The sequence below is a fragment of the Phenylobacterium sp. genome, from assembly GCF_013822795.1.
Lineage (GTDB): Bacteria > Pseudomonadota > Alphaproteobacteria > Caulobacterales > Caulobacteraceae > Phenylobacterium.
Map to the genome: position 1 here is coordinate 99,027 of NZ_PNLB01000013.1, position 24,578 is coordinate 123,604.

Annotated in this window: 26 protein-coding genes; 18 read left to right on the plus strand and 8 right to left on the minus strand. The window is 69.0% G+C overall.

Translation table 11 applies throughout. From position 1 onward, the window contains the following. The first annotated feature begins 100 nt into the window (after positions 1–100). On the plus strand, positions 101–976 hold the full coding sequence (locus C0481_RS13090; RefSeq protein ID WP_293404388.1) for a bifunctional regulator KidO: 876 nt from the start codon (positions 101–103) through the stop codon (positions 974–976). On the opposite strand, the gene ald is transcribed toward C0481_RS13090, so the two are convergent. Together ald and mtgA are read right to left on the minus strand one after the other, a co-directional pair. Continuing rightward, entirely contained in the window at positions 973–2,091 is a 1,119-nt protein-coding gene (ald, locus tag C0481_RS13095) for an alanine dehydrogenase (protein ID WP_293404390.1), read from the minus strand. The genes C0481_RS13090 and ald overlap by 4 nt on opposite strands. 61 nt (positions 2,092–2,152) lie before the next feature. Further along, complete coding sequence (mtgA, locus tag C0481_RS13100; RefSeq protein WP_293404392.1) at positions 2,153–2,857, minus strand: monofunctional biosynthetic peptidoglycan transglycosylase; 705 nt, start codon at positions 2,855–2,857, stop codon at positions 2,153–2,155. 83 nt (positions 2,858–2,940) lie between these two features. On the opposite strand from mtgA, the gene C0481_RS13105 reads away from it, so the two are divergent. After that, positions 2,941–3,606: a nitroreductase gene (locus tag C0481_RS13105; protein ID WP_293404394.1), complete on the plus strand. Its 666-nt coding sequence runs from the start codon at positions 2,941–2,943 to the stop codon at positions 3,604–3,606. Here C0481_RS13105 and C0481_RS13110 read toward each other — a convergent pair. Next, positions 3,603–4,568: a WD40 repeat domain-containing protein gene (locus C0481_RS13110; protein ID WP_293404396.1), complete on the minus strand. Its 966-nt coding sequence runs from the start codon at positions 4,566–4,568 to the stop codon at positions 3,603–3,605. The genes C0481_RS13105 and C0481_RS13110 overlap by 4 nt on opposite strands. A gap of 205 nt (positions 4,569–4,773) precedes the next feature. On the opposite strand from C0481_RS13110, the gene C0481_RS13115 reads away from it, so the two are divergent. Continuing rightward, positions 4,774–5,205, plus strand: coding sequence for a biopolymer transporter ExbD (locus C0481_RS13115; RefSeq protein WP_267232763.1), 432 nt, complete (start codon positions 4,774–4,776; stop codon positions 5,203–5,205). 204 nt (positions 5,206–5,409) lie between these two features. Here the strand turns inward: C0481_RS13115 and C0481_RS13120 are convergent, their stop codons facing one another. Then, on the minus strand, positions 5,410–6,477 hold the full coding sequence (locus C0481_RS13120) for a GTP-binding protein (RefSeq protein ID WP_293404401.1): 1,068 nt from the start codon (positions 6,475–6,477) through the stop codon (positions 5,410–5,412). A 124-nt stretch (positions 6,478–6,601) separates the two neighbouring features. Between C0481_RS13120 and dmeF the strand changes: the two genes are divergently transcribed. The 15 genes from dmeF (at position 6,602) to C0481_RS13195 (ending at position 19,747) form a co-directional block, all read left to right on the plus strand. Next, positions 6,602–7,519 (plus strand): CDF family Co(II)/Ni(II) efflux transporter DmeF, encoded by a 918-nt coding sequence (gene dmeF / locus C0481_RS13125; RefSeq protein WP_293404404.1) that lies wholly within the window; start codon positions 6,602–6,604, stop codon positions 7,517–7,519. 92 nt (positions 7,520–7,611) lie between these two features. Beyond that, positions 7,612–8,121: a 50S ribosomal protein L21 gene (rplU, locus tag C0481_RS13130; protein ID WP_293404406.1), complete on the plus strand. Its 510-nt coding sequence runs from the start codon at positions 7,612–7,614 to the stop codon at positions 8,119–8,121. Positions 8,122–8,149: 28 nt separating this feature from the next. After that, the gene (gene rpmA / locus C0481_RS13135) at positions 8,150–8,416 is read left to right on the plus strand and encodes a 50S ribosomal protein L27 (RefSeq protein WP_183771267.1); all 267 of its coding nucleotides are present in this window, start codon (positions 8,150–8,152) and stop codon (positions 8,414–8,416) included. Between the two features lie 131 nt (positions 8,417–8,547). Then, positions 8,548–9,084 (plus strand): GNAT family N-acetyltransferase, encoded by a 537-nt coding sequence (locus tag C0481_RS13140; RefSeq protein ID WP_293404408.1) that lies wholly within the window; start codon positions 8,548–8,550, stop codon positions 9,082–9,084. Positions 9,085–9,162: 78 nt separating this feature from the next. Next, positions 9,163–10,212, plus strand: coding sequence for a GTPase ObgE (gene obgE / locus C0481_RS13145; RefSeq protein WP_293404492.1), 1,050 nt, complete (start codon positions 9,163–9,165; stop codon positions 10,210–10,212). Beyond that, on the plus strand, positions 10,200–11,333 hold the full coding sequence (gene proB / locus C0481_RS13150) for a glutamate 5-kinase (RefSeq protein WP_293404494.1): 1,134 nt from the start codon (positions 10,200–10,202) through the stop codon (positions 11,331–11,333). The genes obgE and proB overlap by 13 nt, the downstream gene beginning before the upstream one ends. Positions 11,334–11,404: 71 nt before the next feature. Further along, positions 11,405–12,970, plus strand: coding sequence for an aldehyde dehydrogenase family protein (locus tag C0481_RS13155; protein WP_293404410.1), 1,566 nt, complete (start codon positions 11,405–11,407; stop codon positions 12,968–12,970). Positions 12,971–12,985: 15 nt separating this feature from the next. Continuing rightward, entirely contained in the window at positions 12,986–13,636 is a 651-nt protein-coding gene (locus C0481_RS13160; protein WP_293404412.1) for a nicotinate-nucleotide adenylyltransferase, read from the plus strand. A gap of 132 nt (positions 13,637–13,768) precedes the next feature. Next, the gene (rsfS, locus tag C0481_RS13165; protein ID WP_293404496.1) at positions 13,769–14,182 is read left to right on the plus strand and encodes a ribosome silencing factor; all 414 of its coding nucleotides are present in this window, start codon (positions 13,769–13,771) and stop codon (positions 14,180–14,182) included. Positions 14,183–14,342: 160 nt separating this feature from the next. Continuing rightward, complete coding sequence (gene rlmH / locus C0481_RS13170; RefSeq protein ID WP_293404414.1) at positions 14,343–14,807, plus strand: 23S rRNA (pseudouridine(1915)-N(3))-methyltransferase RlmH; 465 nt, start codon at positions 14,343–14,345, stop codon at positions 14,805–14,807. A 35-nt stretch (positions 14,808–14,842) separates the two neighbouring features. Then, entirely contained in the window at positions 14,843–15,691 is an 849-nt protein-coding gene (locus tag C0481_RS13175) for a peptidoglycan DD-metalloendopeptidase family protein (protein WP_293404416.1), read from the plus strand. Between the two features lie 98 nt (positions 15,692–15,789). Beyond that, positions 15,790–17,187 (plus strand): S41 family peptidase, encoded by a 1,398-nt coding sequence (locus tag C0481_RS13180; RefSeq protein ID WP_293404418.1) that lies wholly within the window; start codon positions 15,790–15,792, stop codon positions 17,185–17,187. A gap of 128 nt (positions 17,188–17,315) precedes the next feature. Beyond that, positions 17,316–18,464: a divergent polysaccharide deacetylase family protein gene (locus C0481_RS13185; RefSeq protein WP_293404420.1), complete on the plus strand. Its 1,149-nt coding sequence runs from the start codon at positions 17,316–17,318 to the stop codon at positions 18,462–18,464. Positions 18,465–18,474: 10 nt separating this feature from the next. Then, positions 18,475–18,966, plus strand: a complete 492-nt coding sequence (locus C0481_RS13190; protein ID WP_293404422.1) for an RNA pyrophosphohydrolase — start codon at positions 18,475–18,477, stop codon at positions 18,964–18,966. A 7-nt stretch (positions 18,967–18,973) separates the two neighbouring features. Then, the gene (locus C0481_RS13195; protein ID WP_293404424.1) at positions 18,974–19,747 is read left to right on the plus strand and encodes an alpha/beta hydrolase; all 774 of its coding nucleotides are present in this window, start codon (positions 18,974–18,976) and stop codon (positions 19,745–19,747) included. Positions 19,748–19,750: 3 nt separating this feature from the next. On the opposite strand, the gene C0481_RS13200 is transcribed toward C0481_RS13195, so the two are convergent. From C0481_RS13200 to atpD, 4 genes are all read right to left on the minus strand, one after another. Next, complete coding sequence (locus tag C0481_RS13200) at positions 19,751–21,682, minus strand: alpha/beta fold hydrolase (protein ID WP_293404426.1); 1,932 nt, start codon at positions 21,680–21,682, stop codon at positions 19,751–19,753. 169 nt (positions 21,683–21,851) lie between these two features. After that, positions 21,852–22,484, minus strand: coding sequence for a hypothetical protein (locus C0481_RS13205; RefSeq protein WP_293404428.1), 633 nt, complete (start codon positions 22,482–22,484; stop codon positions 21,852–21,854). Between the two features lie 201 nt (positions 22,485–22,685). Further along, the gene (locus C0481_RS13210) at positions 22,686–22,952 is read right to left on the minus strand and encodes an ATP synthase F1 subunit epsilon (RefSeq protein WP_293404430.1); all 267 of its coding nucleotides are present in this window, start codon (positions 22,950–22,952) and stop codon (positions 22,686–22,688) included. Positions 22,953–22,957: 5 nt separating this feature from the next. Then, positions 22,958–24,565, minus strand: a complete 1,608-nt coding sequence (atpD, locus tag C0481_RS13215) for a F0F1 ATP synthase subunit beta (RefSeq protein ID WP_293404433.1) — start codon at positions 24,563–24,565, stop codon at positions 22,958–22,960. Between the last annotated feature and the right edge of the window lie 13 nt (positions 24,566–24,578).

Below are 24,578 nucleotides of genomic sequence, written 5' to 3' on the forward strand. Positions count from 1 at the left end.
GCTCGACTTTAACTCCCTGGAAAGGTCCTAGACACCGCTTCTTTAGGCATTGCCGTGAAGATGGCGCTTCCTCGCTTTCGTATCCAGCGTCACCGGCTTCATGATCTCACCGCTCTCCAAGCTCGGCCTCGGCTCCGCACAGTTCGGTCTCGACCAGACCACGCTGGTGCGCGGCCGCGCGCCCAAGGCCGAAGCCCGGGACATCCTGGACATCGCCGCGCGCGCGCAGCTGCCGGTGCTGGACGTGGACGGCCATTCCGGCGTCGCCGAAGCGGCGCTGGGCGAAGTGCTGCCGCGCCCGACGCCGTTCCGGATCTCGATTTCGACCGTGCGCCCCGACCGCGGCCCCGACTATGTCGAGGCCGAGGCCCGCGCCACCCTGCGCCGGCTGGGCGTGGAGCAGGCCGACGCCATCCTGGTGCCCTGCGCCGCCGACCTGTTCGGCCCGCACGGCATGGCCCTGTGGAATCGCCTGCGGGCGATGAAGGACGCCGGCCTGACCCGCAAGATCGGCGTCTCGGTGTTCGCCTCCGACGATCCGCTCGGCGTCGCCCGCCGCTTCCGCCCCGACATCGTCCAGGCCCCGGCCTCGCTGCTCGACCAGCGGCTGCTGATCGACGGCACCCTGGCCGCCCTCGCCGGATTGGGGATCGAGGTGCACCTGCGCTCGATCTTCCTGAACGGCCTGCTGTTCCTGCCGCCGGACCGCGCCCCGACCCACCTGAAGGCCGCCGCCAGCCGCATCTCGCGCGCCCGCCGGCTGATCGCCGAGGGCCGCTCGGACCCGCTGCAGGCCGCGCTGGGCTTTGCGCTTTCGCGCGTCGAAGCCGCCACTGTGCTGGTCGGCGTGACCTCGCCCGCCGAGCTGTCGGCGGTGATCGCCGCGGCCTCCAGCCCGCCGCCGGACCTCGACTGGGACGAGATGGCGATCGACGATCCGATCGCCCTCGACCCGCGCGCCTGGGCCGCCGCCTAGCGCTTCGCCCACACGCCGAACGGATCGACGAAGTCCTTGCCCAGGGCTTCGGCGACGGCCGGGTGGGTCACCACCCCCTTCAGCACGTTCAGCCCCTTGGCCAGGTGCGGGTTCTCCCGCAGCGCCTGCAGCCCACGATCGGCCAGCGCCAGGCCGAACGGCAAGGTCGCGTGGACCAGCGCCTCGGAAGACGTGCGCGGCGCGGCCCCCGGCATATTGGCCACGCAGTAGTGCACGACCCCGTCGACCACGTAGGTCGGCTCGGCGTGGGTGGTCGGGCGCGAGGTCTCGAAACAGCCGCCCTGGTCGATCGAGACGTCGACCAGCACCGACCCGGTCTTCATCTGCTTCAGGTGCTCACGGCGGACCAGTTTGGGCGCCGAGGCCCCCGGCGTCAGCACCGCGCCGATCACCACGTCGGCCTTCAGCACTTCCTCCTCGACCGCATCGAGCGTCGAGTAGCGGGTCAGGATGCGGCCGAGGAACATGTCGTCCAGCTGGCGCATGCGCGGGATCGAGCGCTCGACCACCACCACCTCGGCCCCCAGGCCCGCAGCCATCCGGGCGGCGTTGGCGCCGACCACCCCGCCGCCCAGCACGCAGACCCGCGCTGGCGGCACGCCTGGTACGCCTGAGATCAACAGCCCCATGCCGCCGTTGTGCTTGAGCAGGGTCTCGCCGGCCGAGAACACCGCGATGCGCCCGGCCACTTCCGACATCGGCGCCAGCAGCGGCAGCCCGCCGGCCGCATCGGTGACCGTCTCATAGGCGATCGCCGCGCAGCCCGAGGCCAGCAGCCCGTCGGCCTGGTCCGGGTCCGGGGCCAGGTGCAGATAGGTGAAGAGAATGTGGTCCTGGTTCAGCCGCGCCCACTCGGCGGGCTGCGGCTCCTTGACCTTCACGATCAGCTTGCTGGCGGCGAAGATCGTCTCGGCGTCGGCGGCGATGCTCGCGCCGGCCCGGACATAGGCGTCGTCCGAGTAGCCAGCCCCGGTCCCGGCCCCGGCCTGCACCGCGACCTCGTGGCCGCGCTCGACATACTCGCGGACGGCGGTGGGGGTCAGGCCCACCCGATGCTCGTTCGGCTTGATCTCGCTGGGAACGCCGACCTTCATGCCGTCCGCCTCCGTCAGGGTTGCAGCCCCCACGGCATAGGATGGCCTATCGGCCTTGGGTTCAACCCAGGACGCAGGCGGCCATGCCCTCGCGATTGATGGTCCCGGCCGCCTTGCCGATCTTGCCCGAGCGACGCTTCACATAGGGGCCTGGTTTGGCCGCCTTCCACTTCAGCGGGCTGGGCAGGATCGCCGCCAGCCGCGCGGCCTGGGCCGGAGTCAGCTTGGCGGCGCTGACCCCGAAGTTCTTCTGGGCGGCGGCCTCGGCGCCATAGACGCCAGGGCCCCACTCGATGGAGTTGAGGTAGACCTCCATGATCCGCGGCTTGCCCCAGATCACCTCGATCAGCACCGTGAAGTAGGCCTCCAGGCCTTTGCGGACATAGGAGCGGCCCGGCCAAAGGAAGACGTTCTTGGCGGTCTGCTGGCTGATCGTCGAGCCGCCGCGCAGCTTCTTGCCCTTGGCGTTGGCCTCATAGGCCTTCTCGATAGCGTCGAAGTCGAAGCCGTTGTGCTCGCAGAACTTGGCGTCCTCGGCGGCGATCACCGCGCGCACCAGCCGCGGCGAGATTTCGTCCAGTGGCTTCCAGCGACGATCGAAGCCGCGGCCCTCGGTCACGCGCTGAACCATCAGCCAGGTCACCGGCGGCGGCACGAACCGGTAGATGGCCGTGACCATGACCGGGCCGATCAGGCCGAAGATGAGCACCAGCAAGAACAGGCCGCCGATCAGCCGCCCGAAAAACCCCTTCGACGCCTTAGCCAAGACCCTTGCCCTTACCCCACGGCCAGATGTTAGCGATGCTTTGGCCGGCGTTTCCGGTCAAGCCGCCGCAAGGACGCAATCTGTTGAACGTTTCCGACGCCGTCGCCGCCCGCATGTCCGTTCGCGCCTTCAAGCCGGACGTCCCATCCGGCGCCCTGGTGCGCGAGATTCTGGAAGCGGCCGCCCGCGCCCCCTCAGGCGGCAACCTGCAGCCCTGGCGGGTCTACGCCCTGACCGGCGAGCCGCTGGCCCAGCTGAAGGCGCAGGTCGCCGCCAACCCGATGGGCGAGCCGATGGAATACGACGTCTATCCGCCCGATCTCTGGGAGCCCCTCCGCACCCGCCGGTTCAAGAACGGCGAGGAACTCTACGCCTCGGTCGGCATCCCGCGCGAGGACAAGCCGGCGCGCCTGCGCCAGTTCGCCCGCAACGGCGAGTTCTTCGGCGCCCCGGTCGGGCTGTTCTTCTGTCTCGATCGCAAGGTCGGCCCGCCGCAATGGTCGGACGTCGGCATGTACATGCAGACCGTGATGCTGCTGGCGACCGAGCGCGGCCTGGACACCTGCGCCCAGGAGTACTGGGCGCGCTATCCGCAGACCGTGGCCAAGGCGGTGGGGCTGCCGGACGACCACATGCTGTTCTCGGGCATGGCGCTGGGCTGGCGCGACGAGGCCGCGCCGATCAACAGCTTCCGCTCCACCCGCGACCCCTTCGAGGTCTGGGGCGAGTTGAAAGGCTTCGCGGACTAAACGCTCGCCACGCCGGCCGCGCCGTCCTCGTCGCCCCAGGCGACGCGGGTTCCATCCTTGCTCATGGCCAGGGCGGCGATCGCCGCGCCCTTTTCCGCCTTCAGCGGCACGATCTTCTGGCCGGCGAGATCGCAGGCCCAGACCCGGCCGTCGTCGAGGCCGGCGCAGACCCACTGGCCGCCCGGCATGCCGTCGACCCGCACGACCATGGCGCTCTCATCGAAGCCGACCTCGGCCGCCTGCTTGCCCATCGGGCCTGTGGCGCCCGCGAAGGGCCAGGCTACCAGGCCGTTGGCGCCGGAGGTGATCAGCAGTTGGCCCTTGGCGACGAAGGACATGCTCTTCACCTTCACCGGATAGCCGCCCATCCGCAGGTTCTTCTCGTCGGCGACGCGCCAGCCGTGCAGGGCGTTCTCCTGCATGGCCGACATCAGGAACTTGCCGTCGGGGCTGAAGGCCAGGCCGACATGGCTGCCCGCCCACTTCAGGACATAGGGCTTCTGCTCGGCGATCTTGGCGTACCAGAGCCAAGCGCCGCCGTAGGTCGCCGCGGCGACGCGCCGGCCCTTGGGGTCGAAGACCACGGACGCGACCGACTTCTCGTGCGTGAACGTGCGCGTGAACGCCGGGTCGGCGCTGTCGCGGATATGCAGGTCCTTGCCGGCCGAGAACGCGATCAGCTTGGATTCCGGCGAGGCGTCGACGGCGTCGATCCAGCGGCCGGGGATCTTGGCGATCTCGGTCGCGCCGGAAGCCCGCGACCAGACGACGCGCCCGTCGTCGCCGCCGGTGATCAGACCCTCGCCGCTCGGATGCAGGCAGGCGCAGAGAATCGCCCCGTCGTGGGCTTCGATCTGCTCGCCCGACTCGAATCGGACGGTGCCGTCGCCGAGGGCGAACAGGGCCTTTCCGTCCTTTCCGAAAAGGGCGGCGGTGACATAGGCGTCGAACTGGAAAGTCATGGCGCGGTCTTACCTGCCTAACATTGGTCTTGGCGAGAGGCGGAATCGCACGGATTCACGCTCGGCAAACAGGCGCCGAGCAGAGCAGGCGGTCTGATGGGCGCAAGTTCGCAGGTTCGGGCTTTACAAGCGCATTTTGTTTAGCGAAGGGTGTCGCTGACTGTGCGGCGGCCCCAGTGTAGGGGCCCTAGGGAAGGAAATTCATATGGGTGCGAAGCTGGGAGGCGGAGGCGGCGGCAAGTTCGACCTCGGCCAAAACAGCGACATCAACGTCACGCCCTTCGTGGACGTGATGCTGGTGCTCCTTATCATCTTCATGGTGTCGATCCCGGCTGCGACGGTGTCGATCAAGCTCGACCTGCCGCCGGCGGTTCCGCCGCCCCCGGGTGCGAAGGTCGAAGAGCCGACGCTGATCAACGTTCAGCAAGGCGGCAAGCTGTTCATCGGCGACGTTCCGACGTCGCTGGACACGCTGCCGGCCGACCTGACCCGCATCCTGAACAAGCCGGAACCGACCGAAGAGCGCGTGTACATCCGCGCCGACCGGACCGTTCGCTACGGCGACTTCATGGCGGTGATGAACACCCTGCAGGGCAACGGCTTCTTCCAAGTCGCCCTGATCAACGAAGAGCTCTAAGCAGCACTTCGGACGAAACAGAAAGGCCCGCCCAGGGAAACCCGGGCGGGCCTTTTCTTTTGTTCCAGGTCCTCCCCCGCTGGGGGAGGTGGATCGACGCGAAGCGTCGAGACGGAGGGGGACTGCTCTCAACTAAGAGCATCAAAGTCCCCCTCAGTCAGCCATACGGCTGACAGCTCCCCCAGAGGGGGAGCAACTAGCCCCCTACGCCGCGCAGGCCTCGAAGCCCTCGCGCAGCTTGGCCTCGTCGAGATTGCGGCCGATGAACACCAGGCGGCTGTAGCGCTTGTCGCCGTCCTTCCACTGCCCCTGGAAGTCGCCATCGAGGATCATGTGCACGGCCTGGAACACCAGGCGACGATCCTCGCCCTGGACATCAAGGATGCCCTTGGCGCGCAGGATGTCCGGCCCCTGGTCCTGGAGGACCTGGTTCAGCCAGTTGGTCACCCGTTGCCCGTGGATCGGCTTGTCGAGCGTGAGCGAGATGCCGCGAATGCCCGCTGCCGCCGCATGGTCTTCGTGATCATGATGGTCGTGGTGACCGTGGTCATGATCGCCGTGGTGATGATGATGGTCGTGATCATGGTCGCAGTCCTCGTCGTGAACGTGGCCCGGCTCGCCGTGGGCGGGATTTAGGAATTCCGGCTGCACCTCGGTGATGCGGGCCAGGTCGAAGCTGCCGCGGCCGAGAATCGCCTCGAGCGGCACTTGCGAGCGTTGGGTGCGGTGGATCGGCGCCAGCGGGTTGAGCCGGCGGATCGCCGCCTCGACGCTGCGCAGTTCGTCTTCGGTGACCAGGTCGGTCTTGTTCAACACGATCTGGTCGGCGAACGCGATCTGCTCGACCGCTTCCTTGGAATCGGCCAGCCGCAGCGGCAGGTGCTTGGCGTCGACCACGGTGGTGACGCTGTCAAGCTGGGTCTTGGCCTTCACGTCGTCGTCGACGAAGAAGGTCTGGGCGACCGGACCGGGATCGGCCAGGCCGGTGGTCTCGACCACGATGGCGTCGAACTTGCCCTTGCGCTTCATCAGGCCCGAGAGCACGCGGATCAGGTCGCCGCGCACCGTGCAGCAGACGCAGCCGTTGTTCATTTCGAACACTTCTTCGTCCGCGCCGACGATGAGGTCGTTGTCGATCCCCACCTCGCCGAACTCGTTGACGATGACGGCGTACTTCTTGCCGTGGTCCTCAGTGAGGATGCGGTTCAAGAGCGTGGTCTTGCCGGCGCCGAGATAGCCGGTGAGAACGGTGACGGGGGTCTTGTCGGTCATGGGCGTCATCTAGTCATTGATCGAGGTGAAGGGAACAGGCTGCGGCCTTCGACCGCTTGACCATTATATAGGTGTTATCGAATAACACCGCGCTCTCCGACCGCCGCTATATATAAGGGCCACTGTGACCGCCTCCGCCCCCGAACGCCAAGGACAGATGGACGCCTTCCGGGGCGATCGCGTCTATCTGGGCGCCGACCACGCTCGCAACGAGCGGCGGACCTGGCTGGTGGCGGCGATCTGCGTCCTGACCCTGGCCGCCCAGATCGGCGGCGGCCTGATCTTCAACTCCATGGCCCTGATCGCCAACGGCGTGCACATGGCCGCCCATGTCGCCGCCCTGGTGGTGGCCGCGGCCGCCTATCGGATGGCGCGCCGCTATGCGCAGGACCCGCGCTTCTCGTTCGGCACAGGCAAACTCGGCTACCTGGCCGGGTTCGCCAACGCCGCGGTGCTGGCGGTCAGCGCCGTGCTGGTCGCCATCGAGAGCGGCCATCGCATACTGTCGCCCTCGCCGGTGGCCTATGATGGAGCGCTGGCCCTCGCCGGGGTGGCGCTGGCCGTCAACCTCGTCTGCATGTGGCTGCTGCGCCCGGCGCACGCCCATGCCCACGACCGCGACGGCGACCTCAACCTGTCGGCGGCGCATCTGCACCTGGCGGGCGACGCGGCGGTCTCGGCCCTGGCCATCGCCGGGCTCGGGCTCGGACGCATGTTCGGCTGGGCCTGGGCCGACGCTCTGGCGGGCCTGGCGGGCGCCGTGCTGCTCGCGCATTTCGCCTGGCGGCTGCTGGCCCGCACCGGCGCGGTGCTGCTGGACGTCAACCCCTCGCCCGAACTGACCGCCGAGATCCGCCAACGGATGGAGAGCGGCGGCGAGCGCCTGCTCGACCTGCACCTCTGGCGCCTGGGGCCGGGCCACCACGCGGCCATCGTCGTAGTCGAGGCGCGGGACGTTCAGCCGGCGGAAATCTATCGTGGACGCCTGGCCGGATTGCCAGGATTGAGCCACGTGACAGTAGAAACACGCCAGGCGCGTTGACTCTCCACTGCCCCTCTGTATAAGTCCGCGCCTCTCGCCCGCGGGCCATCTCGCGGGCGCTATCCATTTTGCTATAGTCCAAGGCGCCAACGATGTACGCGGTGATCAAAACCGGCGGAAAGCAGTACCGGGTTCAAGCCGGTGACCTGCTGGTCGTCGAAAAGCTCGACGGTGAACCGGGTGCGGAAGTCGCGTTCGGCGACGTCCTCCTGCTCGGCGATGGTGAAGCCATCACGGTCGGCGCTCCGCTGGTCGACGGCGCGACCGTCTCGGCCACGCTGATCGAGACCCGCCGCGGCGAGAAGATCAAGATCTTCAAGAAGACCCGCCGTCAGGGCTATCGCCGCACCCGCGGTCACCGCCAGTCGGAAACCGTGCTGCGCGTGACCTCGATCGCCGGCGCCGGCAAATCGACCAAGTGGGACGGCGTTGTCGACCTGACCCCGAAGGCCCTGCTGGACGCTCGCGCCCGCAACCTGAAGAACGTGGTCGCCGAACTGGAAGCTGCGGCTCCCGCCGCTCCGGCCAAGGCTGACGCCCCGGCCAAGAAGGCTGCGCCGAAGAAGGCCGCCGCCAAGAAGTCTGACGACGCCGCCGAATAAGCGCGCACTAGAGAGTTAGGAGAGAGCTATGGCTCACAAGAAATCTGGCGGCTCTTCGCGCAACGGTCGCGATTCGGCTGGCCGCCGCCTCGGCGTAAAGAAGTTCGGTGGTGAAGCTGTCGTCGGCGGCAACATCATCGTGCGCCAGCGCGGCACGAAGTTCTTCCCGGGCGACAATGTCGGCATCGGCAAGGACCATACCCTCTTCGCGACCGCCGCCGGCGCCGTGAAATTCGTGACCAAGCGCGACGACCGCACCTACGTGAACGTGGTTGTGGCCCAAGCGGCTGAATAATCAGGCGAACCTCTTGAAACCGGGTTCGCCGTAAGGCGGACCGGGCAGAGTGCTTCCGAGGGGGAGTCCGGACCGCCGGACTCCCCCTCTTTGCGTTCTGGGGCCCCGATAGAGGGCCGGGAGGTAGACCGATGTGTGCGATCGAACTGGAGCCCGTCGTCACGACGCAGCGGCTACGGCTGCGTAAGGCCCGCAAGGCCGACGCAGCCCGCCTGGCGAGCTACGCCAACGACTTCGACGTGGCCCGCATGACCACCGGCATGCCCTACCCCTATGGGGTCGAGCACGCCGAAGGCTTCCTGGAAAAGGCGAGCGAGGCCGATCCCGCCCGCGAAGCGGTGTTCGTCATCGACCATCCGGAACATGGCGCGATCGGCGTCCTGGGCTTCGATACCCGGGACGGCGGCGCGCGCGAGATCGGCTACTGGATCGGTCGCCCGCACTGGGGCCAGGGCTACGCCACCGAAGCGGCCAGCGGCGCCCTGGTCTGGGCGCACCGGACCTGGGGCCGGCGCTACATGCACGCCGGCCACTTCGCCGACAACCCGGCCTCGGGCCAGGTGCTGTGCAACGCCGGCTTCCTCTACACCGGCGATGTCGAGTTGCGCCCGTCGATCGCCCGCGGCGGTCGGGCCACCCCGACCCGGATGATGGTGTGGCTGGCGTAAGGCCACAGGCGCGATGAATCGAAGCGCCCCGCAGCCGCAAGGCTCGACGGGGCGCTTCCCATGCTACAAAAGGCCCCGATGAAGTTTCTCGACCAGTGCAAGATCTACATCCGCTCCGGAAACGGCGGCGGCGGCGCTGTGTCGTTCCGGCGCGAGAAGTACATCGAGTACGGCGGCCCTGACGGCGGCGACGGCGGCAGCGGCGGCGACGTGTGGATCGAGGCGGTCGACGGCCTCAACACCCTGATCGACTATCGCTACACCCAGCACTTCAAGGCCGGCACTGGCGTGCACGGCATGGGCCGCAACCGCCACGGCGGGGCCGGCGAGGACGTGGTGCTGAAGGTTCCGGTGGGGACCGAGGTCCTCGATGAGGACAAGGAAACCCTGATCGCCGACATGAATGTGGCCGGCAAGCGCCTGCTGCTGCTCAAGGGCGGCAACGGCGGCTGGGGCAATGACCGCTTCAAGGGGCCGATAAACCAGGCTCCGCGCCACGCCAATCCCGGCCAAGAGGGCGAGGAACGCTGGATCTGGCTGCGGCTGAAGCTGATCGCCGACGTCGGCCTGGTCGGCCTGCCCAACGCCGGCAAGTCGACCTTCCTGGCCGCGGCCAGCGCCGCCAAGCCGAAGATCGCCGACTATCCGTTCACGACGCTCGCCCCCAACCTCGGCATGGTCGACCTGTCGCCCAGCGAGCGCTTCGTCCTGGCTGACATTCCCGGCCTGATCGAGGGCGCCTCGGAAGGCGCCGGGCTCGGCACCCGCTTCCTCGGCCACGTCGAACGCACCGCCGTGCTGATCCATCTGGTCGACGCCACCCAGACCGACGTCGCCGAGGCCTGGCGCACCGTGCGCGGCGAACTCGAAGCCTATGGCGAAGAGCTGGGCGACAAGACCGAGATCGTCGCCCTCAACAAGATCGACGCCCTCGACGACAGCGTCATCGAGATGCAGCGCGAGGCGCTGGAAGAGGCGACCGGCAACAAGGTCCGGCTGGTGTCCGGCGTCTCGGGCAAGGGTGTGACCGAACTGCTGCGCGAAGCCTACGGCACGGTCCGCGACCACAAGGCGCAGATCGCCCAGGAAGAGGCCGAACAGAGCGGCGGCGCGGGCTGGACGCCGTGAGCGGCCTGGCGCAGGCCAAGCGGGTCGTCGTCAAGGTCGGCTCCGCCCTCGTCGCGGGCGAGTCCGGCCCCGACGCGGCCTGGCTGGCCGCCTTCACCGCCGACCTGGCGCGGCTGCGCGCTCGGGGCCAGCAGGTGCTGGTGGTTTCGTCCGGGGCCGTGGCGCTGGGCCGCCGCCGCCTCGCCATGGGCCGCCGCAAGCTGACCCTGCCGGAAAAGCAGGCCTGCGCCGCAGCCGGCCAGTCCGAGCTGATGCGGGCCTGGGAAGAAGCGCTGGCGCCGCACGGACTGGTCTCCGCCCAGGTGCTGATCACCCGCGACGACACCGAGATCCGCAGCCGCTGGCTGAACGCCCACGCCACGCTCACGACGCTGCTGGGGCTGGGCGTGATCCCAGTGGTCAACGAGAACGACACCGTCGTCACCGAAGAGATCCGCTACGGCGACAACGACCGGCTGGCCGCCCGCGTGGCCCAGATGATCCGCGCCGAGACCCTGGTCCTGCTGTCGGACATCGACGGCCTCTACACCGCCGATCCGCGCAACAACCCGGCCGCCGAGCACCTGCCGCGCATCAGCCAGCTGACGCCGGAGATCGAGGCCATGGCCGGCGGCGCCAACGCCAGCGCCGGGGTCGGCACCGGCGGCATGGCCACCAAGATCATGGCCGCCCGCATCGCCCAGTCGGCCGGCTGCGCCACCATCATCACGCTGGGCCGCCGCCCGGCCCCGCTCGCCGCCATCGAGGCCGGCGAGAAGGCGACCGTGATCGAGCCGTCGGTGTCGGTCGCGGCCGCCTACAAGGCCTGGATCGCCGGCTCGCTGGCGACCTCCGGCGCGGTGATTGTCGACGACGGCGCGGCCCAGGCGCTGGCCACCGGCAAGAGCCTGCTGGCGGCCGGGATGCGCGCGGTCGAGGGCCGCTTCGGCAAGGGCGACGCCGTGGCCGTGGTCGACGAGACTGGGCGCGAGATCGGTCGCGGCCTGGCCCGCTACGACTCCGAGGACGCCGAGCGCATCCGCGGCCTGAAGTCCGACGCCATCGAGAGCGTACTGGGCTTCAGCTACGGCCCGATGATCCACGCCGACGACCTGGCGCTGGCGGCGCGGACGCCGGCCTGACCGACGATTGCGGATTTGCGACGGGCCCTAAAGCGGCCTACTAAACCTCAAACTGAGCATTAGGGCGCGTAATGGACGACGCGGCGGCGAGCACCAAGGCCGAGACAGGAGCCCGGACGGGCAAGCTGGAGACGCTGGTCGCCGGCATGCCGATCCCGTTCGGCGGCGACCGCGTGGCCTATGTCTCCGACAAACTGGCGGCCGCCTTCCGGCCGGGCGACCGGCTGGTGGTGGTCCAGGAGACCGGCGACCTGCTGCACGTGCCGGCCCCCGTCCAGGCGATCGCCGCCGGCGCCGTGGCCCGCGCGCACGCCGCGTTCGGCCAACTCACCCAGGTCAGCGACGAGGCGATCACCGCCTTCTTCGCCGCCTTCGCAGGCAACCTCGCCGACGACGGCGCCTGGGACGCGATCGCCAAGGCCAACGCCGAGGACGTCGCCCGCGCCCAGGCCCGCGGCCGCTCCACCACCCGCCTGGCGGTCAGCGATGCGATGCGCGCCGACATGATCGCCGGCCTGCACGTCTGGCGCGACGCCAAGGTCGGCCGCGGCCGGCTGGTCGAGCGCGTCGAGCATCCCGGCTGGAGCGTCGAGCAGGTCGCCGCCCCGCTGGGCGTGGTCGGCTTCATCTTCGAGGGCCGTCCCAACGTCTTCGCCGACGCCACCGGCGTGCTGCGCACCGGCAACACCGTGGTCTTCCGCATCGGTTCGGACGCGCTGGGCACCGCTCGCGCCATCGTCGAGCACGCGCTGGATCCGGCGCTTGAGGCCGCCGGCCTGCCGCCCGGCTCGGCCGCCCTGGTCGACAGCCCCGAGCATGCCGCCGGCTGGGCGATGTTCTCCGATCCGCGCCTAGCCCTGGCCGTCGCCCGCGGATCCGGCCCCGCCGTGGCCCAGCTGGGCGCCATCGCCCGCCAGGCCGGCGCGCCGGTCAGCCTGCATGGCACTGGCGGCGCCTGGATGGTGGCGGCCGCCGACGCCGCCCCGGCCCGCTTCAAGGCCGCCGTCTACCACTCGCTCGACCGCAAGGTCTGCAACACCCTCAACGTCTGCGCGATCGTCCGCGAGGCCGCCGACACGCTGGTCCCGGCCTTCCTCGCCGCGCTCGACGCGGCCGGCGAGCGTCGCCGCAATGTGAAACTGCACGTGGTCGAGGGCTCGGAAACCGCCCTGCCCGCCGCCTGGCGCGAGGCTCGCGTGGTCGTCGGCCGCGCCGAGGGCGCCGTCGAAGAGCCCAAGGTCGAGCTGCTGGCCGAGGGCGAGCTTGGCCGCGAATGGGAGTGGGAAGAGACCCCGGAGCTGACCCTGGTGCTGGTCGACAGCGTCGAGGCCGCCGCCGAGCTCTTCAACCGCTACAGCCCGCAGTTCGCCGCCAGCCTGATCTCGCAGGACCAGGCGGCGCACGAGCGCTTCTACGGCGCAGTGAACGCGCCGTTCGTCGGCGACGGCTTCACTCGCTGGGTGGACGGGCAGTTCGCGCTCGACCGCCCCGAGCTCGGCCTCTCCAACTGGGAGCATGGCCGGCTGTTCGCCCGTGGCGGCGTCCTCTCGGGCGACGGGGTCTTCACCGTCCGCGCCCGGGTCCGCCAAAGCGACCTCGACCTCGACCGAAATCCGGCTACGGCGAAGACGCTTTGAGTTCCGGGGACGTCCATGTGGTTCGCGGGCGCGGCTAGGCGCCGCCCGATGGCGGGGCGTCCGGCGGCCCTGCGGCTCGGCTTCGACCTGAAGCCGGGGATGCGCGTGGGCCTCTATGGCGGCTCGTTCAATCCGGCCCACGAAGGCCACGCCCACGTGGCCGAAACCGCCCGCAGGCGACTGCAGCTCGATCGGGTGATCTGGCTGGTCTCGCCGCAGAACCCGTTGAAGACCACGCGCGAGACCGCGCCGCTGGCCGAACGCATGGCCGGCGCCCGGGCCGTCGCCCACGGCCGCAGCATGATCGTCAGCGACGCCGAGACCCGGTTCGGCTCGCAATACACCATCGACACCATCCGCGCCCTGAAGGCCCGCTTCCCCGGCGTGGACTTCGTCTGGATCATGGGCGCCGACAGCCTGGCGACGTTCCACCGCTGGCGCGGCTGGACCCAGATCATGGCCGAAGTTCCGGTCGCGGTCGTCTCGCGGCCCTGGATTTCGCTGAAAAGCCGCTCTTCGCCGGCGGCGCGACGTTTCGCCCACACTCGCGTGTCGCTGCTGCAGGCCAAGCTGCTGCCCGGCGCCTCCCCGCCGCGCTGGGTTTTCCTTACCGGGCCTTTGAATTTCCAGTCTTCGACGGCGCTGCGCGCCCGGCAGGCGAAGTAGCTCGATCACGATCGCGGCGGGCCAGGAACGATCGATCGGGCCGCCGGCTTGAAGACTTCGTGACGCTGGGCTGACCAACGCGCCCAATCCGTGCTATGTCTCTCCTAGCGAGGCAACAAAGGAGCGACCCCGCTGAGCCCTGACCCTGCGCCTAGAGCGCACGAAGCCCCGGTTTCCGGCGCTTCTTCCGACCCCGAGGCGAAGATCGTCGCCCTCGGTGAACTGATCTTGCAGCGCCTCGACGATGACAAGGCGCAGGACGTCGTCTTCATCGACCTGAAAGGCAAGAGCGCCGTCGCCGACGCCCTGATTGTGGCGTCCGGGCGTTCGCACCGTCATGTCGGCGCGATGGCCGATCACTTGCTGCGCGCGCTGAAGGAAGAAGGCCTGGGCAAGGCCCGGGTTGAAGGCCTGCCGCACTGCGACTGGGTGCTGATCGACACCGGCGACGTGATCGTCCACCTGTTCCGTCCGGAAGTGCGCCAGTTCTACAACATCGAGAAGATCTGGTCGGTCGACTCGGCGCACCGCACGCCGCAGAGCTGATTGAACCCTCCGCCCCTCCCCCGCTGGGGGAGGTGGATCGGCGCATCGCGCCGAGACGGAGGGGGCCTGCTCTCAAGGCAGCCTGAGTCAAAGTCCCCCTCGGTCGGCCATCTGGCCGGCGGCTCCCCCAGCGGGGGAGCACCTGATCGGCGACGCGCCCATGAAAATCACCATCCTCGCCGTCGGCCGTCTGCCGCGCTCACCCGAAGTCGAGCTGGTGAAGCTCTACGTCGACCGCGCCACCGCGGCCGGCCGCTCGCTCGGCCTGGGCCCGGTAGAGGTGATCGAGGTCGAAGCGCGCAAGCCGGGCAAGGGCCCCGAGGCCGAGGTCCTGCGGCCGCATCTCGAAGGCGCTCACGTCATCGCCTGCGACGAGCACGGAACGGCGAGGGCCTCGCGCGCCTTCGCCGGCGAGATCGCTCGGTTGCGCGACGACGGCGCCCGGAAACTGGTGTTCGTGATCGGCGGGGCCGACGGCCTGGATCCGGCCCTGCTGGCGGCCGCCCACGGCAAGCTGGCCTTCGGGCCGCAGACCTGGCCCCACGCCATGGCCCGGGCCATGCTGGCCGAGCAGGTCTACCGCGCCGTCACCATCCTGGCCGGCAGCCCCTATCATCGTGATTGAGGGCGCGCAGCGCTCAGTCTATCCCTGATGCGATGATGCGCCGCAGCGTCCTCCTGACCACCACCTGCGCCGCCGCCGCCGCGACCCTGGCGGCCGGCGCCATCGCCTATGCCGCCACCGAGGGGCAGATGCGGCTGGAACGGCTCAACGTCCGCGAGACGGAACTGAACGCCGAACAGGGCCGCAACCTCAACCGCATGGCGCGGCTGCTGACCGCGCTGGCCCAGTTCCGTCGCGATCCGCCGCCGGCCCTGCTGGTCAGCCCTGGCGACGCCACCGATGCAGTGCGGGCGGCGATCCTGGTCAAGGCGATCACCCCCGAGTTGCAGAAGCGCGCCAAGGTCTACGCCGCCGAGGCCGGCGAGATCGCCCGCCAGCGCCGGCTGGCCGCGGTGGCCAGCGAGGCGCTGTTCACCTCCGACTCCGAACTGGCCGAACGGAGAGAGCGGCTCGAAGCCACCCCGCCCGGCGCCGCGCCGGTCGAGAGCGGCCCGATCACGCCGCCGATCCGCCTGTTGGCGCCGGTGAAGGGCAAGCTGGTCCAGCGCTATGGCGACGCCCTCAGCGGTGGCGGCGAGGCTTCCGGCGTGACCCTGGCGGCCACGGGCGGCGCCTCGGTCGCAGCGCCCGGCACCGGCCTCGTCCAGTTTGTAGGCCCCGTTAAGGGGTGGGGGACTATTTTGATCTTGCGGCTGGCCGGGGGTTACCATCTGGTGTTGGCTGGCCTTGACCGAACGACGGTCGGGGTCGGTCAATCAGTCGCGGCGGGCGCGCCTGTCGGGTGGATGACGGATGGACGAAACTCCCCATCTGAACTCTATCTGGAGGTCCGCGAACGCGGGGTCCCAGTCGACCCGGCCAGGTGGCTGGACGGGGCAAGCTAGCGTTGCGAACCAATTCCGCCGGATTCCTCGCGGAACGTTGGTTCAGGAAATTCCGGTGCGGCGCCGTCCCGTCGCAAAGGGAGGCTTCAAGGCCTGACATGCGTAAGTATTTTCTGATCGGGGCTTCGGCCTTCGTGCTCGGCGCCGGCTCCATGGCTTATGTGAGCCAGCAGGCTCTCGCCTCGGCTCAAGCGCCCAAGGTGAAGACCTACAAGATGCTCGAGTTGTTCGGCGACGTGCTCGACACCGTCGAGCGCCAGTACGTCACCGAGGTCGACGATCAGAAGCTGATCGAGGCGGCCATCGACGGCATGCTGACCTCGCTCGATCCGCACTCGGGCTATCTGAACCCCGACTCCTTCGACGACATGCGCGATCAGACGCGCGGCGAATACGGCGGCCTCGGGCTCGAGGTCACCAGCGAAGAGGGCGTGGTCAAGGTCATCTCGCCGATGGACGGCACGCCCGCCTTCAAGGCCGGCGTGAAGCCCGGCGACTTCATCACCGCGGTCAACGGCGAGAGCGTGCTCGGCCTGTCGGTCAACGAGGCGGTCAAGCAGATGCGCGGCAAGCCAGGCGAGGCGGTCACCCTGACCATCGCGCGCGAGAAGTCCGATCCCTTCGACGTGAAGATCGTCCGCGAGGTGATCAAGCCCAAGTCGGCCACCGCCAAGATGGAAGGCGACTACGGCTACCTGCGTGTCTCCGGCTTCAACGAGAAGACCACCGACGAGGCCGAGGCCGCCCTGGCCGAGCTGAAGGCCAAGAACCCGAAGATGAAGGGTCTGGTCCTCGACCTGCGCAACAATCCCGGCGGGCTGCTCGACCAGGCGGTCGGCATCTCCGACATGTTCCTGGAAGGCGGCGAGATCGTCTCCCAGCGCGGCCGCGATCCGCGCGACATCGAGCGCTACAACGCCCGCGCCGGCGACGTCACCGGCGGCCTGCCCATGGTCGTGCTTGTGAACTCTGGCTCGGCCTCGGCGGCCGAGATCGTGGCGGGCGCGCTGCAGGACCGCAAGCGGGCCGAAGTGGTCGGCCTGACCACCTTCGGCAAGGGTTCGGTGCAAACCGTGATCCCGCTCCGCGGCGGCATGGACGGCGCGCTGAAGCTGACCACGGCGCGCTACTACACCCCGGCCGGGCGCTCGATTCAGAAGACCGGCATCGAGCCGGACCTGGAAGTCGCCGAGACCCGCGACCAGGCCCAGCGCATCGCCAACCGCGCCTTCCAGTTCTCGGAAGCCTCGTTCCGCAACGCGCTCAACGCTGAAGAAGGCAAGGCGCGCCGTGGCGCCCACATCCCGGCCGAGGCCCCGCCCAGCGGCTTCGACGAGGACAAGGGCGACTTCCAGCTGGCCCGCGCCGTGGATGTCCTGAAATACGGTTCGGTGGCGGCGACTCCGAAGCTTCCAAAGCCCGAACCGAAGATGGCCGCGGTGGTGTCGCCGAAGGGCGCGCCAGCCCTCGAAAAGGCCTCTCCCGACAAGAAGTAAAACGGCCAAAACGGCGGCGCGATTAGTTAATTGAAAGTTAACGGAAATCGCGCCGACGTTCACTGTATAAGTCGTTTGTTAACCATATTCGCGGACGCTCCAATGCCGGAACGTTCCGTGATCATGTGATGTTTTCAAAGAAGCACCTCGCCCCCGCGATCGCCGCCGCTGCGCCGGCCCCGCCGATCTCCGAATCCGCGCTGCGCGCCCTCGCCAATCCTTATGTGGGAGCGAGCGCCGCCGGAGCGCTCTTCGTCCTAGTGTTGTTGACCCTGGTAGCCCTGATCGGCGACCCCAAGGCCAGTTCGCCGGTCGTGCGGCTGTCCCTCGCCAAGATCGGCGGCGAGGCCGCGCCCGATGGCTGGCGCGAAGCCCTGGGCCGCAGCGACGGCCAGCCGGCCGTGACCGAGGACATCTTCCGCCTCTCCGAAACCCCGATCGGCGCTGGCGGCGCGGCGGGCGAGGCGACCATCACCATGCAGGGCGGCGCCTTCCACGCCGCCGATCCGCTGCCCCAGGCACCGCTGGCCGGCTTCCATTCGCAGGGGCCCAGCGGCCCGCTGCCGATCATCGCCGCCAACGGCAAGACCCCGGCCGAGGCCTATGCCCGGCCCTTCGCGCCGAACGGCCGCCCCAAGGTCGCGCTGGTGATCGGGGGCCTGGGCCTCAACGCCGCGGCCACTCGCCAGGCGATCGACACCCTGCCGCCGGAAATCACCCTGTCGTTCGTGCCCTACGCCGAGGGCCTGCAAGGCTGGATCGACCTGGCGCGCGCCGCCGGCCACGAGGTTCTGCTGGAGACCCCGATGGAGCCCAGCGACTATCCGGACAACGATCCGGGCCCCTACACCCTGCTGGCCGACGCGCCGGGCTCGGAAACCGTCAAGAAGCTGGAATGGGTGCTGTCGCGCGCGACCGGCTACTTCGGGGTCACCAACTATCTCGGCTCGCGGTTCATGACTTCGGACGCCGGCATGAACGCCTTCCAGACCGCCCTGCGCGGTCGCGGCCTGGCCTTCATCGACGACGGCCAGGCGGCCCGTCGCACCGGCCCGATGCGCGCCTCGGCCGCCCGCATCATCGACGAGCAACTCTCCGGCGAGGCGATCGACCAGCAGTTGCTGGCGATCGAGGCCGGCGCCCTGCAGCACGGCCAGGCTCTGGGTTCAGGCTTCGCCTATCCGGTGACCCTGTCGCAGGTCGCAAAATGGGCTGAATCGGTCGAATCTAGGGGTTATCAGCTGGCTCCGGCTTCCGCTTTGGCCTCACGTCGCTAAATGGTTTGAGATGACTGACCTGTCCGCCTACCGCCCGAACGTGGGCGTGGTGCTCTTCCACCCCGATGGCCGGGTGTGGCTGGGCCGCCGGTTCCAGACCCCCGAACCCTACAATTGGCAGTTCCCGCAGGGCGGCGTCGACGCCGGCGAGGATCTCTATCTCGCCGCCCGCCGCGAACTGGCCGAGGAGACCGGGGTGGTCACCGCCACCCTGCTCGGCCGCACCGACGGCTGGCTGGCCTACGACTTCCCGCCCGGGCACAACGGCTCGAAGATCGCCAAGGGCTGGAAGGGCCAGCGCCAGGTCTGGTTCGCCCTGCGCTTCGACGGCCAAGAGAGCGAGATCGACCTCAGCGGCCACGGCCACCCCGAATTCGACGCCTGGCGCTGGGGCGGCCTGGACGAGGCCCCCGGCCTGGTCGTGCCGTTCAAGAAGGCGATCTACGAGACCGTGGCCCGCGCCTTCCAGGTGTTCACCGGCCAACCCGGCCGCGCGGCCTGATCGGCCGATGAGCACCGCTCCCGCGCCGATCGTCATGGTGCACGGCGCGTTCTGCGGGGGCTGGGCGTTCGAGCGCCTGCGCGGGCCCTTCGAGGCGGCCGGCCATTTCGTCCTGACCCCCGATCTGCGCGGCCATGGCGAGGGTGAGCCTCCTCACGCCGTCCTCGGCGTCTCGGTCACGGACTACGCCCGCGACATCGCCAAGCTCTGCGCCAGTCTCGACGAGGCCCCGATCCTGGTCGGCCACTCGATGGGCGGGCTGGTCTGTGCCCTGGCCGCCAGCCGCACGCCGGTGCGGGCGATGGTGCTGCTGGCCCCGACGGCCCCATGGGGCGTTGCGGCCTCGTCGATGGAAGAGGCGATCACCGCTTTCGGCCTTCACGCCCTCGGCCCGTTCTGGGCGCAGGCGGTGGCCCCGGACCGCGGGCTGGCGCGACGCTACAGCCTAGACCGCATGGACCGCGCCGAACGCGAGGCCGTCGCGGCCCGTATGCGGCCCGAGAGCGGCCGCGCGCTGTGGGAGACGCTGAACTGGTGGCTCGACCCGTTCATGACCACCAGCGTCGGCCCTCTGCGCGTCCCGACCCTGGTGATCGGCGGCGAGCGGGACGTCATCCATCCCCCCGCCACCGTCCGGCAAACCGCCGCCCGGCTGGGCGGCGAATTCATCGAGGCTCCCGGCATGAGCCACTGGCTGATCGCCGAGCCTGGCTGGCGCGAGATCACCGAGATCGCCCAGGGCTGGCTGGAAGAGGCTTTGGCCTCGGCTCCAGCCAGCTAGCGACTACTTCGTCCCGAGCACCTTCTTCAGGAAGACGATCTCGCTGGCGCGCACCGCTTCGGCGTTGGCCTTCTTGGCCACGCCGTGCCCTTCGTCGAGGGCCAGCACGTACCAGACCTCAGTGCCCTGGGCCCGCAGCGTGGCGACCATCTGCTCGGACTCCGACTGCGGCACCCGCGGGTCATTGGCGCCCTGATAGATCATCATTGGCTTCTTCATCTTGGCGCTCATGTTGAGCGGCGAGATCTTGTCGAACACGGCCGCCATCTTCGGGTCTCGCTCGTCGCCGTACTCGGCCCGGCGCAGGTCGCGGCGATAGCCTTCGGTGTTGGCCAGGAAGGTCTTCCAGTTGGAGATGCCGTAGAGGTCGATCGCCCCGGCGATGCGGTCGTTGTAGTGCGCCGCCACCGCCAGCGACATGTAGCCGCCGTAGGACTGGCCGACGACCGCCACGCGGCTGGCGTCGAGGTCCGGCTGCTTGGCGATCCAGTCGAGCAGCGCGCCGATGTCCTTGACCGAGTCCTCGCGCTTCTCAGCGTTGTCGAGGCCGATATAGGTCTTGCCGTAGCCGCTCGAGCCGCGAACGTTGGGGATGATCACCGCCGCCCCGACTTCATTCACCCACGACTGGCGGCGCGGGTTGAAGTTGGGCTGCTCCTGGCCTTCCGGGCCGCCGTGGATCTGGATGACCACGGGCAGCTTCTCGCCCGCCTTGGCCGCCGGCTTGTAGATGAAGGCCGGGATCGAGCGCTTGTCGAAGGTCGGGTAGCGGAACAGCGTCGGCTCGACCAGCTTGGCAGGATCCAGACCGCCAAGCTCGCTCTGCGTCCAGCGCACCAGCTTCTGGTCCGCCAGGGCGAAGCTCCAGACGTCGCCCGACGAGGTCGAGGTCGAGAGGCTGAAGCCCAGCTGCTTGCCGTCGGGCGAAAAGCCCAGACCGGTCAGAACGCCCATCGGCAGCGCCGGGGTCGGCAGGGTCTTGCCGGTGGCGAGCTCCTTCACGACGATCTTCGAATAGCCTTCCTCGTTGACCAGATAGGCGACCAGCGCGCCGTCGGGCGACAAGTCGAAGCCTTCGGCCGGCCACTTGGCGCCCGGCTCCAGGTCGCGGACCGCGCCGCTCGCAAGGTCGATCACGACCGGCCGGGCCATGTCGGACTTGTCGTCGGAGAGCGTGACCACGTGGCCGCCGTCCGCGGCGAAGGCGCCGCCGACATAGGCGATCGGGCGGCCGGTCGGGCCGACCGGCGTCAGCGCTCCGCTGGCGATGTCGAGCACGAACAGCTCCGTCGAGGCGACGGAGTTGTAGCGGCTGAGCAGCAGCCGCCGGCTGTCTGGCGAGAAGTCGAGCACCGCCATCGCGCCCGTGCCCTCGTGCACGACGCGGCGGCCGTCCGGCTGGGCCGGATCGGCCAGCATGATGTCGTAGTTCGGGTCGCCCGGGGTGACCTGGCTCCAGGCGACCAGCCTGCCGTCGCCCGAGAAGGTGAAGTCCGCATTGCGGGTCTTGGGCGCGGTGAGCTGCACCTCGGCCCCGGTCACGCCGCGGATGTAGCCCTGGTAGTACTCGGCGCCGCCGACGTCGCGCGGATAGACGAAGCGGGCCTGGCCAGGCTGGGCCTTGGCGCTGTTCACGGGCTCAGGGAAGAAGGTCAGCTGCGTGCGCGCCGCGCCGGGCGAGACCACGCGGTGGATCTGGTTCACGTCGCCAAAGCGCGTGGCGATCAGGATCGAGCCGTCGTCCAGCCAGTCTTCGAACACGGCGGAGCGGGCGCTGTAGTAGGGCGCGATGACCGCCTTCAGGGCGGCCGGGGTCTCTGGAACATTGTCGTAGACGATCTGGCCGGACTGGCGCTTGGCCAGATCGGCGGCCGGAGCGGCGGCGGCGCAGGCGAAGGCGAAGACCGTGCCAAGCAGCAGGGCGCGCGTCGTCATCGTGGGGGAACTCCAAACAGTCGAGGTTTGGCGCGACCCTGGCCGCGCTCGGCGCCGCCCGTCAACGCCCGATCGACCGGCGCCCTGCGGCCGAAACGACAAAGGGCGCAGGAGGTGCTCCCGCGCCCTTCGATAGGGTCCGAGCGCCCCGAAGGGCGCTGGCGAAGTCCTAGAACTTGCGTTCCGAGTACAGCACTTCGCCCAGGTCGGCGTTCTTGCCGGCGGAGCTGCCGTCCGGCTTCTTCAGCTGCAGGAACACCAGACCGATCGATTCCTTGTCGGTGAAGTATTCCCACGAGTTGGTGATGCGCTTGTAGTCGGTGGCCGGGACGAAGTCGTTGCGCTGCTGGACCAGCTCGGGCTTGTGCAGGAACGAGAAGATGTTCAGGCCGACGATGATCGGCTTCTCGCCGTTGACCGCATAGCTGAGCGTCAGCCGGCAGACATCCTTGTTGGAGCCCTGCGGCCAGATGGTCAGGGTGTAGGGCTTCTCGACCAGGGTCCCGACATAGGTCCCCTCGCGCTTGTTCAGCTTGTAGCCGGCCATGCCGCCGGCCAGGGTCTTGAAGTCGCCGCCCTTCACGAGCGGTTTGCAGACGCGGTTGATGACGTCGATGATCTGGCCCTCGGGGCCGCTGGTCGGCAGCACGTAGGACTTTTCGTCGGCGGCCGGCGCCGGCGCGGCGGCAGGGGCCGGTTCGGCGGCGGGGGCGGCCGGCGGGGCCGCTTCGGGCGCCGGCTGGGCGTGAGCCGCCGTGGCGAGCCCAGCGAGAGCAATCAGACTGACGAAGGCGGTGCGCATGGCGGGATCCCCTAACTTAAGCGTGCCGCATAACACTCGAAACAGGCGGTCCCTCGCAAGCCCTCTAGCGCAGCAATCGGACCGATCGATGGCGATTGCGCCCGCCGAAGACGGCAAAATCGCGTGACTTACGCTCCAGACACGAAAAGGCCCCGGCGCCTGGGGCGTCGGGGCCTCTGATCGTCTGGCTGCGGCCGGTCGTTAGGCGGCCACTTCCGCCGCCTGTTCGGCGAGGATGGTCAGGCCTTCCGGGGTCACGTCGGCGAATCCGCCTTCGATCGCAAAGACCTTCACGGCGCCGCCGCTATAGACCTTCACCTGCCCGACCTTCAGCGTGGTCATGAACGGCGCATGGTTGGCCAGCACACCGAAGTCGCCTTCCGTGCCCGGCGCGTCGACCTGGTCGACATCGCCCGAGAACAGTTCGCGCTCGGGCGAGACCAGCGAGAAGTGAAGCTTCCCAGCCATGATCCTTAGGCTTCCGTGGCCAGCTTTTCGGCCTTGACCACCGCGTCTTCGATGGTGCCGACGTTGTAGAAGGCCGCTTCCGGCAGGTGGTCGTATTCACCGTCCACGACCGCCTTGAACGAGCGGATCGTGTCTTCCAGGCTCACGAAGATGCCCGGCATGTTGGTGAACTGCTCGGCCACGTGGAACGGCTGCGACAGGAACTTCTGGATCTTCCGGGCGCGGGCCACGGTCAGCTTGTCCTCTTCCGACAGCTCGTCCATGCCCAGGATGGCGATGATGTCCTTCAGGGCCTTGTAGGCCTGCAGGGTTTCCTGGACGCGGCGGGCCACGGCGTAGTGTTCGTCGCCGATCACCAGCGGGTCCATGATCCGCGAGGTCGAGTCCAGCGGGTCCACGGCCGGGAAGATGGCCTGGGCCGCGATGTCACGCGACAGAACGGTGGTGGCGTCCAAGTGGGCGAACGAGGCGGCCGGGGCCGGGTCGGTCAGGTCGTCGGCGGGAACGTAGATGGCCTGGACCGAGGTGATCGAACCCTTGGAGGTCGAGGTGATGCGCTCCTGCAGGTTGCCCATCTCGGTGGCCAGGGTGGGCTGATAGCCCACGGCCGACGGGATGCGGCCCAGCAGCGCGGACACTTCCGAGCCGGCTTGGGTGAAGCGGAAGATGTTGTCGATGAAGAGGAGCACGTCCTTGCCCTCTTGGTCGCGGAAGTACTCGGCCTGGGCCAGGCCGGTCAGCGCGACCCGGGCGCGGGCGCCGGGGGGCTCGTTCATCTGGCCGTAGACCAGGGTGCAACGGCTCTCGCCGCCGCCGCCGGGCTGGTTCACGTTCGACTCGATCATCTCGTGATAGAGGTCGTTGCCTTCGCGGGTGCGTTCACCAACGCCGGCGAGCACGGAGTAACCGCCGTACGCCTTGGCGATGTTGTTGATCAGCTCCTGCATGGTCACGGTCTTGCCCACGCCGGCGCCGCCGAACAGGCCGATCTTGCCGCCCTTGGTGTAGGGGCAGAGCAGGTCGATGACCTTAATGCCGGTGACGAGCACTTCAGCCGACGTCGACTGCTCGGCGAAGCTCGGAGCTTCCCGGTGAATCGGGGCGTAGAACTCGGTGTTGATCGGGCCCGCTTCGTCGATCGGATCGCCGATGACGTTCATGATGCGGCCCAGGGTCGCCGGGCCGACCGGCACGGTGATGCTGCGGCCAGTGTCGGTCACGGGCTGGCCGCGGGTCAGACCCTCGGTGGTGTCCATGGCGATGGTGCGGACGGTGTTTTCGCCCAGGTGCTGAGCGACTTCCAGCACCAGGCGGAACGGCACGCCGGTCCGTTGGTCGGTGTTGGTCGTTTCCAGCGCGTTCATGATCGCCGGCAGGTGGCCGGTGAACTCGACGTCGACGACGGCGCCGATGATCTGCGAGATGCGGCCCGTGGCGACGCCGGCGACGGCGGCCGGAGCGGCGGTCGTCTTCTTGGCGGCGGCGGGAGCCTTCGGGGCAGCAGCCTTCGGGGCAGCAGCCTTCGGCGCGGCCTTGGCGGCGGCGGCCTTCGGCGCGGCGGCCGCCTTCGGGGCGGCGGGCTTCTTGGCGGGAGCCTTGGGGGTCGTAGCCATGAGTTCGGACTCT

Bases quoted from the DNA above. Each gene is read 5' to 3' on its own strand.
- C0481_RS13090 (WP_293404388.1), top strand. From the start codon at position 101: ATGATCTCACCGCTCTCCAAGCTCGGCCTCGGCTCCGCACAGTTCGGT.
- rpmA (WP_183771267.1), top strand. From the start codon at position 8,150: ATGGCTCACAAGAAATCTGGCGGCTCTTCGCGCAACGGTCGCGATTCG.
- C0481_RS13110 (WP_293404396.1), bottom strand. From the start codon at position 4,568: ATGACTTTCCAGTTCGACGCCTATGTCACCGCCGCCCTTTTCGGAAAG.
- C0481_RS13190 (WP_293404422.1), top strand. From the start codon at position 18,475: ATGACTGACCTGTCCGCCTACCGCCCGAACGTGGGCGTGGTGCTCTTC.
- C0481_RS13180 (WP_293404418.1), top strand. From the start codon at position 15,790: ATGCGTAAGTATTTTCTGATCGGGGCTTCGGCCTTCGTGCTCGGCGCC.
- C0481_RS13195 (WP_293404424.1), top strand. From the start codon at position 18,974: ATGAGCACCGCTCCCGCGCCGATCGTCATGGTGCACGGCGCGTTCTGC.
- C0481_RS13155 (WP_293404410.1), top strand. From the start codon at position 11,405: ATGGACGACGCGGCGGCGAGCACCAAGGCCGAGACAGGAGCCCGGACG.
- C0481_RS13210 (WP_293404430.1), bottom strand. From the start codon at position 22,952: ATGGCTGGGAAGCTTCACTTCTCGCTGGTCTCGCCCGAGCGCGAACTG.
- C0481_RS13115 (WP_267232763.1), top strand. From the start codon at position 4,774: ATGGGTGCGAAGCTGGGAGGCGGAGGCGGCGGCAAGTTCGACCTCGGC.
- atpD (WP_293404433.1), bottom strand. From the start codon at position 24,565: ATGGCTACGACCCCCAAGGCTCCCGCCAAGAAGCCCGCCGCCCCGAAG.
- C0481_RS13120 (WP_293404401.1), bottom strand. From the start codon at position 6,477: ATGACCGACAAGACCCCCGTCACCGTTCTCACCGGCTATCTCGGCGCC.
- C0481_RS13185 (WP_293404420.1), top strand. From the start codon at position 17,316: ATGTTTTCAAAGAAGCACCTCGCCCCCGCGATCGCCGCCGCTGCGCCG.
- rplU (WP_293404406.1), top strand. From the start codon at position 7,612: ATGTACGCGGTGATCAAAACCGGCGGAAAGCAGTACCGGGTTCAAGCC.
- C0481_RS13205 (WP_293404428.1), bottom strand. From the start codon at position 22,484: ATGCGCACCGCCTTCGTCAGTCTGATTGCTCTCGCTGGGCTCGCCACG.
- rlmH (WP_293404414.1), top strand. From the start codon at position 14,343: ATGAAAATCACCATCCTCGCCGTCGGCCGTCTGCCGCGCTCACCCGAA.
- ald (WP_293404390.1), bottom strand. From the start codon at position 2,091: ATGAAGGTCGGCGTTCCCAGCGAGATCAAGCCGAACGAGCATCGGGTG.
- C0481_RS13160 (WP_293404412.1), top strand. From the start codon at position 12,986: ATGTGGTTCGCGGGCGCGGCTAGGCGCCGCCCGATGGCGGGGCGTCCG.
- C0481_RS13200 (WP_293404426.1), bottom strand. From the start codon at position 21,682: ATGACGACGCGCGCCCTGCTGCTTGGCACGGTCTTCGCCTTCGCCTGC.
- C0481_RS13140 (WP_293404408.1), top strand. From the start codon at position 8,548: ATGTGTGCGATCGAACTGGAGCCCGTCGTCACGACGCAGCGGCTACGG.
- C0481_RS13175 (WP_293404416.1), top strand. From the start codon at position 14,843: ATGCGCCGCAGCGTCCTCCTGACCACCACCTGCGCCGCCGCCGCCGCG.
- obgE (WP_293404492.1), top strand. From the start codon at position 9,163: ATGAAGTTTCTCGACCAGTGCAAGATCTACATCCGCTCCGGAAACGGC.